We start from the raw sequence: 12,980 nt of genomic DNA, 5'->3' as shown, positions 1-12,980 counted from the left end.
GTGTACGCTTGCCCCGTCTGTTGTTCGCAGGTTACCCTACTCCGCAACGGGACCAACACTCGATACGGGCGGGCGGCTAACCCTTACCCGACCGGGACTTTCACCCGGCAAGAGACGCCGAGCTTTGCTCGGCGCGATGACCACGGCCCAAGCGCACCGTGAACCAGAAGGTGCTCCCCTGCCCCGGCACGCTCTGGGCCCCGGCCTCCCCGCCCATCAACTGCGCCAGCCGGCGGGTGATCGCCAACCCCAGGCCGGTGCCGCCGTAGCGGCGGGTCGTTGAGGCATCCGCCTGCTCGAAGGCGCCGAACAGGCGCGGCAGTTGCTCCGCGGCGATGCCGATGCCGGTGTCCTGCACCTCGCAGCGCACCAGCAGCCCCGTGGGCGCCTCTTCGAGTATCCGGGCGCGCAGCCGCACCCCGCCGCGCTCGGTGAATTTGACTGCATTCGCCGCATAGTTGAGCAGGGCCTGACGCAGGCGCATGGGGTCCCCGTGCAGCCACCGGGGCGCGACGTCCGGCTCCACCTCCAGGGTCAGACCCTTGGCGGCGGCCTGCTCCGCGACCAGGGAACGGACCTGTTCCAAAACGCGGCCCAACACGAAATCGCAGCCCTCCAGTTCCAGGCGCCCGGCCTCGATCTTGGACAGGTCCAGGATGTCGTTGAGGATGGCCAGCAGGTGCCGGGCGGCGCCGTCGATACGCCGCAGCCGCTCGGCTTGGGCGGGCGTGACCGGGGTGCGCGCGAGCAGGTGGGTCAGCCCGACGATGGCGTTCATGGGCGTGCGGATCTCGTGGCTCATGTTGGCCAGGAAGTCGCTTTTGGCCTGGTTGGCGGCCTCCGCCCGGGCGCGCGCCGCTGACAACTCCAGGGTTCGGCTCGCCACCAGTTCCTCCAGGTGGTGACGATAGCCGTCCAGCTCCTCGGCCACCCGCTGTTTTTCGGTGATATCCTCCTTCACCGCAACATAGTGGGTGATGGACCCGTCGGGTCGGCGCAGCGGAGTGATGATGGCGTGCTCGGTATACTCACTGCCGTCGCGGCGCCGGTTGATGAACTCGCCCAGCCAGGGCCGGCCCTGGGTCAGGGCCTCCCACAGGGCCCGGTAGGTGGACGCCGGGGTCTTGCCGGAGCGCAGGATGCGCGGGTTGCGGCCGATGGACTCGGCGCGAGCGTAGCCGGTGGCACGCTCGCAGGCCTCGTTGACATACTCGATCCGGCCCTCCAGGTCGGTGATGACGATGCTCTCCGGGCTCTGCTCCACCGCCTGGGCGAGCTTGCGCAGTTGGGCCTCGTCGCGCCGCTGGCGGACGATCCGCCACACCTCATTGGCCAGGAGCTGGACGGTCTCCACGTCCAGGTCCGTGTAGGGCTCGGGTTTGTTGCCGACCCCGGCGATCATCCGCACCAGTCCGGACTCCAGGACCGGCACGCTGACCAGACGCGCGAGCGCCGCGTGACCGGCCGGGAGCCCGCGCCGGGCGATTTCCTCCTGGGGGGCGCCGACATAGTCGTTGAAGACCACCGGGGCGCGCCGACGCAGGGCCTCGGCCCAGATTCCCGCTTCACTGACGGGGTAGTGACGGTCATAGGCGGCCTGGCAGTAATGCTCCAGGGTGGCCCTGGACCAGGCGACCATCTCGACCTGCTCTTGGTCATCATGGACGAAGTGGGTAAACCCGATCCGGCTCCCGGTGAGCCCCTCCGCCAGCTCCAGTCCGTACTGCATGAAGGCCCGCTCGTCCAAGCGCTCGGCGGCCCCCGGCAGGTCCAGCAGGGCAGTGGCGCGGCGTGCCTGCAGGATCAAGGTCTGCTCCGCCAGCCGCGCCTCGGTCACATCGAGCATCACCCCCTGGAGGTAGCGCGGGCGACCCTCGCCATCCCGCACCACCTGCGCCGCATCGTGGTAATGCCGCCACCGACCGTCGCGGGTCGCCAGGCGATAGTCCATGGCCAGGGCCCCGCCACCCTGGGGCAATGCCGCCAAGGCATCAAGGACCGGTTGGCGGTCGTCGGGGTGGATCAGCCGCATCCACAATTCAGGGGCCGCGGTCAACGCCTCCGGCGTGTAGCCCAGGTCGCCGATCCGTGGGCTGACATAGAGCTTCGGGCTGCCCGGGTCCAGGGAGGCCCGGTAGAGGATGACCGGTACCTGTTCGGTCAGCAGGCGGGTGCGCTCCTCGCTCTCGCGCAGGGTCTGCGCCGTGCGCTCCTGCTCCTCCAGCAGGCGCAGCAAGTCGGCGCGCGCCTGGTCCGAGACGGCGAGCAGGCGGGCCGTCTCGGCCTGGGCGGCACGCACCTGCTCCTCCGCCTGGCGGCGATCGGTGATATCCAGGAGGCTGCCGAAGAGCCGCACCACCTGACCGCCGCGCACCTCGGCCTCGGCGCGGGTACGCACCCACCGACGCTCGCCCTGCGCGGTAATGAGCCGCAGCTCCAGATCATAGGATTCACCGAGATCCAGGGCACGTTGGAAGGCCGCGGCCATCCGCGGGCGATCCTCCGGGACATAGAAGGCGATGTTACGCTCGGTGTCGCTGGGGTCGTAGTCACGGGTAAGCCCAAAGATGCGGTAGACCTCCTCGGTCCATTGCCGCTGCCCAGTCGCGACCTCGTATTCCCAGCCGCCGAGTCGGGCAATCTCCTGGGTATGGCGCAGCAGCGCCTGCTCCTGGCGCAGGGCCGACTCGCGCTGCTGACGGCGTACCCGGGCGGCCATCAGGGCGGCCAGGAAGAGGGTGGCCACCGGGTAGATCGCGAGCACCGGCCAGACCATGCGCTGGAGCACCAGGGCCGCGGCCGACGGCGGCAGCATGATCATCATCAAGACCAGCACGACGGCATGGACCAGGACCCCGAACAGGTAAAACTCGCGCAGTGACAGACGCTCCGGTGCCGGGCGCAGGTACCGCCAAGCGATGCCGAGGGCCCCGGCGGCAAGGATCGCGCTGATCCCGACCGGCGCCCCCAGGCCGCCCTGGTAGAGCCGCAGGGCGGCGGTTACGGCCATGGCCACCAGGGTCGGCACGGCACCGAAGAAAAGCCCGCTCACGGCCAGCAGGACCGAACGGCTATCAAAGACGAGCCCGGGGACCAGGGGCCAGGGCGCCAGCATGATCGCGGCCCCGATGGCCCCGATGAGGCCGCCGGCGAGCAGGCGCGCCGGTACGGACCCGCGATCCCCGGCGCCGCGGATAAAAAGGTCCAGGACCAGGGCCAGGGCCAGGAGCAGAGCGGCGTTATGGATCAGGCCGAGCAAGGCCGGAGCGATCATTGCGGCCTCAACCTGAGCAAGGCGGCTCGGGAGGGGGGCTCACGATGCATTGCCTCGGATGCCCTCGGCGGCGTTTGGCTCAACGGCCTGCGGCACCGCCGCGCTGAACCTTGCTGGCGACAGGTCCTGGAGCCGCGCCTGATCCGCCCCGGGCGCGACCCGCGGCATGCCCTGCGCCCACTGACGGACCTGATACCAGAGCCGCCCCAGATGCTCATGCAGAGCAAAATAGCTGATGGGGAAGGCCCGCGCCGAGGGCAGCCAGTCGACCAGACCAAGCCCTTGTCGCCAGTTCGGGATTGAAACAGCCCCGGTAGGGGCCGGGATCACGCCGATGCCGGCCCGCTCGCAGACCTCCACCGCCCGCGGCAGATGCCAGGCGTCGCTGACCAGCAGCACGCCGGAGACCCCGGCACGCTCGAGCATCGGTTTGGAGTAGGCCGCATTCTCCCAGGTCGTGCGGCTGCGGTTTTCCACGCCGGCCACCGGGAGCGCGAACTCCTCCCGCAAGGTCCGCGCCATCAGGTCGCCCACGGCCGGTTCACCGTCCGTGGGCCCACCGCCGGTCACATAGATCGGCAGACCGGTGGCGCGATGCAGCCAGGCCCCGTAACGCACCCGTTGCAGGCTGAAACCGTCCAACGTCGGGCCCCCATACTCGCCCCCGGTGGTGGCAAACCCGGCGCCCAGCACCAGAATGGCCTGGGCCTGGGTCGGCAGCGGCTTCTGGAGGTCCAGGGGCGGATAGGGCTCCAAAGGCGCCATCAGCAGCGTCGCGACGACGGGCAGGCACAGCAGCGTCAGGGTGGCAGTCCCGGTGAACACCAGCAGCCGCCCCAAGGCCCCGCGCACGAGCAGGAAGCCGACGGCAAGCAGCAGGATGATGATCCCCGGTGGCAACAACAGGGTCTTGAGAGCGAGATAGATCGTCATGACCGTCGTGCTGCGCACCGCAACCAGCGCCCGGGGCGCTGGTTCAGAGTCAGTTGCGCACCGCCTCACCCTTCAGGATCTTTGGCGTGACGAAGATCAACAACTCGGAGTTGTTATCTTTGCGCGCCTCCTTCTTGAACAGACGCCCGAGCATGGGGACATCGCCCAACCAGGGTACCTGCTCCTTGTTGTAGGCCTTCTCCCGTTCAAAGACACCGCCCAGGACCACGGTCTCACCATTGTCCACCAGTACCGTCGTCTCGACCGAGCGGGTATTGATGGGAACGCCTGAGGCGGTCACCTTGGTCCAGTCCGGAGCATCTTTGTTGACCCTCAGTTCCATGATGACACGGTCGTCCGGGGTGATCTGGGGCGTCACATCGAGTTGGAGCACCGCGTCCTTGAACTCGGTCGTGGTGGCCCCGCCGCCGCCCCCGGCACTCGTCGTGTAGGGCACCTGTTGGCCCATTTTGATCGTGGCCTTCTTGGCGTCGGAGGTAATGACCCTGGGGCTGGAGATGATCTCACCGCGGCCCTCCAACTGCATGGCGGACAGTTCGAGCTGCATCAGATAGGATCCAACTTTTCCGATCAGGAAATTCACGGCACCGGAGGGGGCGACGGCGGGCAGGTTGACGAGCAGGGACTGGTTGCCGGAGTTCGCCGGATTCTCGAGCCCCGCGTTAAAGGGCAGCACCGGCGTCTTACTCACGTCGAGGCCGAACGAACCCTTGTCGTACCCGCTGATGCCAATGTTCCCCGGCATCCCGCCCGCGGTCATCATCTGGGTTGACGACAAGCTCCCCGTGGCCCCCGAGACCCCGAAGCGCACGCCCAGGTCACGCGCGAAATCATTGTTCGCGATCACGATACGCGACTCGATCATGACCTGGCGCACCGGCACGTCGAGACGCCCGACCAAGCGCCGGATGTCCTCCAATTTCGCCGTCGTGTCCTGCACCAGCAGGGTGTTGGTGCGTACGTCAACCGTCACATTGCCGCGATCCTTGGTCAGCAGGTTGCTCTTGTCGGACTTGAGCATGGTCGCGAGGTCGGCCGCCTTGGCGTAGTTGACCTGAATGTACTCGGTGCGCAAGGGGGCCAACTCCTCGATCTGCTTTTGGGATTCCAGTTCCAGCTTCTCCGCCGCGGCCAACTCCTGACTCGGCGCCACCATGATGACGTTATCGGTCTGACGCATCGCCAGTCCCTTGCTCTTTAAGATGATGTCCAGGGCCTGGTCCCAGGGGACATTCTTCAGGCGCAGCGTAATGTTGCCGCGCACGTTATCGCTGGCGATCAGGTTGAGGCCGGTGAAGTCGGCCAGCAATTGCAGGACCGCGCGCACCTCGATGTCCTGAAAATTCAGCGAGAGGCGATCACCTTTGAAGACGACCTTTTTCTTCTCGTTCTGTTCCTTCTCCGCCGGCGTCAGGGCACGGAACTCCAGGGTAAAGAGGTCATCGGTCTGATAGGCCAGGTAGTCCCACTCCCCCGCCGCCTGGATATCGAGCACGACGTTGCGCCCGCTCCGCTTGGACTCCACCGCGGTCACCGGGGTGGCGAAATCGGTCACGTCCAGACGCCGGAACAGGCGCTCGGGCAGCGAACTGTCATAGAGTTCGACGAAGACATGCCCGGCCTGTTCGCGCACGGCCACCCGGGTCTTGGCACTGGGCAGCTTGATCACGACCCGCCCCTCGCCGCCGGTGCCGCGCCGAAAATCGATGTCGCGCACCGCCCCGCCCGCGCCCGCGGAACGGGGGGCAGCGGCCGGCCCACTCGCGGACGCGGGACGCGCACCGGCAACCTGGCTGGCCGCGGGGCCAGGCGCGGGTGCGGGCTGCTCCACGGGTCGGGGCGGCGGCGCCACGCTGGCCGGGGCGTCCTGGGTGCTGATCTTGAGCGTGACCTTATTGCCGTTGGCGCTAACGTCATAGGGAACCGATTCGTTGAGGTTGACCACCACCCGGGTGCGATTGCTGGCCTCCACGGCGATCAGGCTGTGGACGGCACCCACATTAATGGGAATCGCCTTGCGATCGAGTTTGCTGGTAGCCCCCTCGAAGTCCAGCGCGATGCGCGCCGGCGACTCGGTGGCGAAGGAGGTGGGGGCGGCGACGGGTCCGGAGAAGCTCAGTTGGATCTCGACCCGGTTGCCGGGCAGGGCGGCAAACTCCACGTTCTGAAGATCGACGGCCTGGGTCGGGGCGGCGCCGACGGCACAGGCGAACAGTAGCCACCAGGTCAACCCTGCAATCAGGAACCTTGGCGGCGCAGGACGGGCGCCGCGCGCGCACCGGCGCGGGCGGGGGTAACTTGGGCTCATCATCGCGGCTTGCCCTCCACGGGTCATTGGGTGAGCGCGACCGTGGCTTGGCGCTCGCGCCACTCGCCGGGGCCTTCCGATACGATTTCGGTCAATTGGATCGCCTCATCACTGATGTTGACGATCTGACCATTGTTCATCCCTAAGTAGTTGCCGACCCGCACCCGGTGAAGGATGCCGTTCGGGCTGCGGATCAGTGCCCATTTGGTCTGATTCTGTTCCAGGGTGCCGACCATCCGCAGGGCGTCCAAGGCAAACCCCTCAAGCTCTTCCTTGCGGCGCAGGGGATCGGGGGCCAGGCTGCTCCCGGGCGCGCCGACAGGCTGGTCGACCCCGCGCGCGTCCACCACGAACGGGTCCCGCCGCTCGGCCGGCTCGTAGACGTAGGTATTGATCTGCTTGATCTCCGGAAGGGGCTCGATGGCCCCCGGGTCACGGGCCTTGACCTTGCGAACATAGTCTTCCAGATCACTCTGATCGCCGCCGCACCCGACGAGCAAGGCCGACAGGAGCACCGCCGAGCGCATCGGCAGGCGTCCGACACGCCGCCCCCGCGCGGGTACTGGAATGGTTCCGGACCGCGGGCAAACGCGCCTGGTCATTTGGTCGCGGCCTCATCCAGATAACGGTAGGTCTTCACCTGCGCCTGGAGCATCAGCTTGGAGTCCGCCGCGCCGCGTTCACCCGCCGGATTGCTGATCTTGACGTTGTGGATGGTCACGATGCGCGGCAGCGCGGCGAGCCCGCTGATGAAGCGCCCGAATTCGTGATAGCGGCCGGTCACCCGAATGTTGATCGGTAACTCCGCATAAAAATCCTTCGACTGCTCGCCCTCGGGCTGGAATAGCTCGAATTCCAGTCCCGCCGCCAACCCGGTCTGGGACACGTCCACCAGCAGGCCGGCCACCTCGGTCTTGTCCGGGAGTTGCCGCAACATGGCACCGAAGGACTCCTTCATCTCCTCGAGCTGCTGACGGTAGGCATTGAGATTGGCGGCCTTGCGCTGCTTGGTCTCGAAGGTCTTGCGCAGCTCCAGCTCTTTAGCCTCTTCCTCCTTCCAGCGGCCCAATTGAGACTCCCAGTCCAGGTAATAGAAGGCCCCCGCGAGCGCGCCGCAGCACAGCAGGATGGCAAACGCCTTGATCAGCAGCGGCCATTCGCCGATGTTGTTCAGATCGAGTTCGCGCAGGTCACGCAGGTCCATGGGGCTTTGATCCGGAAGGTTCGCTCTGGTCGCGCGTGCCGCGTCGCGGCACGGTTACGACGGTTTGTTGCCGTCGCGGCCGGCGACGGGTTGTATCTGGTCGAAAGACAGGCGGAAATGACTCAAGCCGGTCCCGGTCTTGTCTTTGTGTTCGATCAGGAGCAGGCGCGGGTTGCCGAGCCAGGCGGACCCCTCGACGCTGCGCATGAAGGCCGAGACCCGGGCGTTCGACTGGGCGCGCCCCTCCAACACGATATTGCGTCCAGTCTGCTCCAGCTTCGTCAGATAGACCCCCTCGGGAATCGCCGCCACCAGTTCGTCAAAGAGTCTGACCACCTCCGGGCGGCTCTGTTGCAGCTGCTGGATGATGTTCATGCGGGCAAGCAGCTTGGCCTTGGTCTCCTCCAGGGTCTGGATCTCCTTGATCTGGCGGTTGAGCTGACTGATCTGGTCATCGATGTAGCGGTTGCGCGCCTGCTGCGCCTCGATCCTGGACTGGAACCAAAAATGCACCCCGATCGCGCTCAGCAAGGCCGCCCCCAGCGCGACCCCGGCAACGATGGCGAATTCCCGCCGCCGCCGCCGCCGTTCGGCCTCACGCCAGGGGAGTAGATTGATCCGGGCCATCAGTCGAATCCTCGCAACGCAAGACCCACGGCAACCATCAGCCCGGGGGCCTCGCGCATCAGCTCCTGCGCCTTGACGCGGGGCGAGAGCGACATCTGCGTGAAGGGATTCGCCACCATGGTGGGCAGACCCAGGCGCTCCTCGACCAATTCATCGATCTTGCGGATACTGGCGGCACCGCCGGCCAGGATCACCTGATCGACCCGACTGAAGGTGGAACCGGAATAAAAGAACTGGAGCGCCCGACTGATCTGCTGGGCCAGCGCCTCCTTGAAGGGACTCAAGACCTCCGTGTCGTAATTCTCGGCAACGTCGCCGTCGAGGATCTTCTGGGTGGCCTGATCGCGCGGCAACCCATAGCGCCGCTGCACCTCATCGATGAGTTGTTGGCCGCCGAAATTCTGCTCACGCGTGTACACCACCTGGCCCTCGTGGAGCACATGCAGGGTCGTCGTGGAGGCGCCGACGTCGGCCACCGCGACGGTCTGCTCCGTGTGCTCGTCGCCGCGGCCGCCCAGAATGAGGCTACAGGCGTTCTCCATGGCGTAAGCCTCGACATCGACCACCGCGGCGGTCAGACCGCCGATCTCCAGGGCGTTCACGCGGTCGTCCACGTTTTCGCGGCGGGAGGCGGCGAGCAGGACGTCGACCATGTCCGCACTCGCCTGGGACGACCCCAGCACGTCGAAGTCGATGTTCACCTCCTCCAGCGGATAGGGGATGTACTGGTCCGCCTCCAACTGGATCTGGTTCTCCATCTCCGCGTCACTCAGCGCGGCGGACATCGAGATCACCTTGGTGATGACCGCGGACCCGGACACGGCCACCGCGGCGCGCTTGGTTTTGGTGCCGGCCCGCAGCACCGCCCGCTGGATGCACTGGCCCACCGCGTCGGCGTCGGCGATCTTCTTCTCCACCACCGCGTTGCTCGGCAGGGGCTCGATGGCAAAGGTCTCGACCCGGTACAGGGCCGTGCTCGAGCCGACGCTCTGCGACAACTCGATCAGCTTGATGGCGGTCGAACTGATGTCGATGCCCAGTATGGCCTTGTTTTTGCGGCGAAGACCGAACATGGGATTCTCTTAAAACCTGGGAGCTTGCGCGGAGGACCTACATTGGACCACTGAATGGCTCGCTAACTATATCAAACCGAGAATGTTTTGTGGGAGAACCTGGGACCCGAAACCTGCAACCCCCATAGTAGTGCCGTGTAGAGGGCCGACCCGCCGGGGACCAGTGCCACCCGCGAGCGGCCGCCGCATCGCGACTGCAAAAAAATGCGCCGACCAGGCGTGCGTGTTAATGTTCGGGCTCCCCTCGCCGCCCGACACTATGCCTGCATCGCAGCGCCGCCGCGAGCCCCATGTGAGGCGCTGCGCCACGCGGGCGCCCGAAACGCGTCGACAGCCGCCCATGAAAGCAAATAATCTGCGATTATTCAATTGGTTGGAAGGCACTGGCGCAAACCCCGAACAATCGCCCGGCAGGTCGCCCGAGACGTTGATTCCGCGCGTTACGTTGCGTCCGCGTGCGGCGGAACGGTCCTTGCCGGGCGGCGCGAACGGAGGTACCCCATGGCAGGACGAGACCGTTTGAACGCGGCGCACTGGCGCATCGCCTACGAGGCGGCCCGCATCATGGTAGAGCAGGACCTGTCGGACTTCGACCGGGCGCGCCGCAAGGCCGCCGCGCGCATCGGCATCCTCGATCGACGCAGTTGGCCGACCAACGAGGCGATCCAGGAGGCGCTCTTGACCCAGCGCCGGCTCTTCCCCGGCGCCGCGCAGGCCGCGGCACTCCAGCGCTTGCGCGGCGACGCGCTCCAGGCCATGCGCCGCTTCAGCGCCTTCAGCCCGCGCCTGATCGGCCCCCTGCTGCATGGGTCAGTCCAGGTCGCCGCGGGCGTGCAACTGCGCCTCTATGCGGAGCGCCCGGAGGACGTGGTGTTCGCGTTGATCGAGGCGCGGATCCCCTGGCACGAGCGCGAGCGCAGTCTTCGCTACGGCAACGGGGAGCGTCGCACCCACCCGGCGTTGCGCTTCGTGGCCGGCGAGACCCCCATCGAACTCGTCGTGCTGCCGCGCCAGGCCCTGCGCAACCCGCCGCTGGACCCGGTGACCGAGCGGCCCGAGCGGGGACTCGACAGCGTCGAACTGGAACGTCTGCTGACCGAGGACGGCGAATAGACAGTATTGAGGTTTCGGAATTTGTCGGAGCCCCACCGGGTTGGATCAGCCATTTTCTGGTCCTGCCAGTCCTGCATAATGATGCATTGACAGCACCACCAGGAACTTTTAACATCTTGGTTTTCCGGCGCTTGTTATCTTCCCGAGGAATCCGACCGGCACCGGCCGCCGCTATCGCACCATTCCCACCACGCCCTGTCCTACCGGAGTGACCTATGTCCAAACCCGCCATGCGCGTCGCCGTTTCCGGCGCCGCCGGCCAGATTGCTTATAGCCTGCTGTTCCGTATCGCCTCCGGCGACATGCTCGGCCGCGACCAGCCGGTCATCCTGCAGCTGCTCGACCTGCCGCAGGCGCAGCTCGCCGCGCAGGGCGTCATGATGGAACTTGAGGACTGCGCCTTCCCGCTGCTCGCCGGCATGATCAGCACCGATGACCCGAACGTCGCCTTCAAGGACGCCGACGTCTGCCTGCTGGTCGGCGCCCGCCCGCGCACCAAGGGCATGGAGCGCGCCGATCTGCTGAGCGCCAACGGCGCCATTTTCACCGTGCAGGGCAAGGCCATCGCCACCCACGCCAAGGAGGCCGTCAAGGTCCTGGTGGTCGGCAACCCCGCCAACACCAACGCCTACATCGCGGGTGCCGCCGCCCGCAAGGTCGGCCGCACCGACCCGAACAACTACCACGGTATGCTGCGCCTGGACCACAACCGCGCCCTGTCGCAACTGGCCGCCAAGATCGGCCGTCCGGTGTCGTCCCTGAAGCAACTGGTCGTCTGGGGCAACCACTCCCCCACCATGTACGCGGACTACCGCTACACGACCTCCAACGGCGACAACGTCAAGGCCCTGATCAACGACCACGCCTGGAACAACGACACCTTCCTGCCGACCGTCGGCAAGCGCGGCGCCGCCATCATCGAGGCCCGCGGCCTGTCCTCCGCCGCGTCCGCGGCCAACGCCGCCATCGACCACGTCCGTGACTGGGTGCTCGGTTCCGACGAGTGGGTCACCATGGGCGTGCCCTCGGACGGCTCCTACGGCATCCCCGCCGGCATCGTGTTCGGCATGCCGTGCGAGTGCAAGGGCGGCGCCTTCAAGATCATCCCGGGCCTGGAGATCGACGACTACAGCCGCGAGAAGATCAATATCACGTTGAAGGAGCTGACGGACGAGGCGGAAGCCGTGAAGTCCATGCTTTAGCGACGGGCCTTGGCTTCTCGGTGAGGCCAGGGATGGCCCGCGGCGTAGCGCGACATGAGGGGTCATGCTGGCCCGTCGCTTGGTAAAGAGTACGGCTGAATAGGGAAGCGGCGCCGGTGGCCATCGTCCAGCAGGCAGGCCTGGACAGGCTGGAGTCCAAGGCTTCAGCCTTGGCGCCCTCCCCGCCAAGGCTGAAGCCTTGGACTCCGCGCGCACGGCCACCCATGGCGTGGCGCACGCACCGCCGCGTGAGCGCCTTCGGCCGTCATGCAAACCGTTCGATCAGCAAGAAGGCCGGTAGCGGCCAGCGCAGCGGACCCTACGGGTTGGCCGCGCGCCCGTCGGGTCCGCTGTGCCGGTAGGGTCCGCTGTGGTCGTAGGGTCCGCTGTGCGGACCAGCGGCCTCGCGGGCAGCACAGTAGCCGGGGATCATTATCGAGACCCCACGCGCGCTACGCGCGCAAACAGGAGGGAAGTATCCCCCCTGCCCCCCCCTCTAAAGCGCCGAATCATCCAAATCACCGAATAACCAAAGTCGCTCGCCGCGCGCGTCGGGTAGCTCCGAGGGCCAGCAAGCCCAGTGCCATCAGCAGGCCAGTCGCGGGTAGCGGGGCGGCGGCGACTTGTCCGGGGCGCACGGCCCAACCGAGGAACTGGTAGCCCTTGAGGTCGTTGGTCTGGCGCCCGCCGTCGGTGTCGAAGTACCACGCGTAGAGGGGATTCGACAACTGCGTACTGGACCAGTACACGGACGACTGCATGTTGGTGAAGTGTAGATTAAGCGTAGCACTGGTGGTAATGCTTTGGTTTTGACTCAGGCCGCCCTCGGTGTAGAACAGGTGCCCCAATTCACTTCCGGTGCAGTTGAAGGCTGGGCCGCACGGACCCGTACCATTGCTATTCAGCGCCGACCACAGCCGCCAGCCGTTGGTGCCCGCATAGTTGGCCGCGTTCATCGCCGTGATCCAGCTCTGGGCCACGGCCCAGCTCATTTTGCCGTCGGGCTCGATGCCGAGCACGCCAAAGTCCACCGTGTCGGCCAGGTTGGCGTTTTTCAGCCAGGTCAGTCCCGTCGTGCCATAGTCGTTGTCGAAGACCAGGTTCACGCCACCCGCCGTGTAGTCGGTCAGCCCCGCCTGGGCCGCACCGCCGCCCAGCAGCAGCGCCCCCGCCAGCAGTCCCGCGCCCGTCATTGTCGTCTTCATCGCTCGCCTTCCGAATGATT

10 protein-coding genes are annotated in these 12,980 nt (G+C 66.6%); 2 read left to right on the top strand and 8 right to left on the bottom strand.

The window, feature by feature from the left end; genetic code table 11:
- Nucleotides 1-100 precede the first annotated feature (100 nt).
- The 7 genes from QZY48_RS24180 to QZY48_RS24150 all read right to left on the bottom strand — a co-directional run bounded on the left by QZY48_RS24180 (nt 101) and on the right by QZY48_RS24150 (nt 9,440).
- Complete coding sequence (locus QZY48_RS24180; protein ID WP_295435884.1) at nt 101-3,274, bottom strand: PAS domain-containing protein; 3,174 nt, start codon at nt 3,272-3,274, stop codon at nt 101-103.
- 39 nt (nt 3,275-3,313) lie between these two features.
- Entirely contained in the window at nt 3,314-4,207 is an 894-nt protein-coding gene (locus QZY48_RS24175; RefSeq protein ID WP_295435882.1) for a YdcF family protein, read from the bottom strand.
- Between the two features lie 49 nt (nt 4,208-4,256).
- Nucleotides 4,257-6,458: a type IV pilus secretin PilQ gene (locus tag QZY48_RS24170; RefSeq protein WP_295435880.1), complete on the bottom strand. Its 2,202-nt coding sequence runs from the start codon at nt 6,456-6,458 to the stop codon at nt 4,257-4,259.
- Nucleotides 6,459-6,559: 101 nt separating this feature from the next.
- Nucleotides 6,560-7,063, bottom strand: a complete 504-nt coding sequence (locus QZY48_RS24165; protein WP_295435879.1) for a pilus assembly protein PilP — start codon at nt 7,061-7,063, stop codon at nt 6,560-6,562.
- Between the two features lie 71 nt (nt 7,064-7,134).
- Entirely contained in the window at nt 7,135-7,740 is a 606-nt protein-coding gene (locus tag QZY48_RS24160; RefSeq protein WP_295435877.1) for a type 4a pilus biogenesis protein PilO, read from the bottom strand.
- Nucleotides 7,741-7,794: 54 nt separating this feature from the next.
- Nucleotides 7,795-8,367, bottom strand: coding sequence for a PilN domain-containing protein (locus QZY48_RS24155; RefSeq protein WP_295435875.1), 573 nt, complete (start codon nt 8,365-8,367; stop codon nt 7,795-7,797).
- Nucleotides 8,367-9,440 carry a pilus assembly protein PilM gene (locus QZY48_RS24150; protein ID WP_295435874.1) on the bottom strand — a complete coding sequence of 358 codons (1,074 nt, stop codon included), beginning with the start codon at nt 9,438-9,440 and terminating at the stop codon, nt 8,367-8,369. Before QZY48_RS24150 ends, QZY48_RS24155 begins: the two co-directional genes overlap by 1 nt.
- 501 nt (nt 9,441-9,941) lie before the next feature.
- Between QZY48_RS24150 and QZY48_RS24145 the strand changes: the two genes are divergently transcribed.
- Entirely contained in the window at nt 9,942-10,553 is a 612-nt protein-coding gene (locus QZY48_RS24145; protein ID WP_295435872.1) for a hypothetical protein, read from the top strand.
- A 215-nt stretch (nt 10,554-10,768) separates the two neighbouring features.
- Complete coding sequence (locus QZY48_RS24140; protein WP_295435870.1) at nt 10,769-11,755, top strand: malate dehydrogenase; 987 nt, start codon at nt 10,769-10,771, stop codon at nt 11,753-11,755.
- A 518-nt stretch (nt 11,756-12,273) separates the two neighbouring features.
- On the opposite strand, the gene QZY48_RS24135 is transcribed toward QZY48_RS24140, so the two are convergent.
- The coding region (locus tag QZY48_RS24135; protein WP_295435868.1) for a DUF1566 domain-containing protein at nt 12,274-12,980 on the bottom strand (707 nt) is incomplete at its 5' end.

Source organism: uncultured Thiodictyon sp., from assembly GCF_903828115.1.
In the GTDB taxonomy this organism is placed as follows: Bacteria; Pseudomonadota; Gammaproteobacteria; order Chromatiales; family Chromatiaceae; genus Thiodictyon.
The sequence above is the reverse complement of the archived record's forward strand: the minus strand, read 5'-3'. Positions and strand labels throughout refer to the sequence as shown.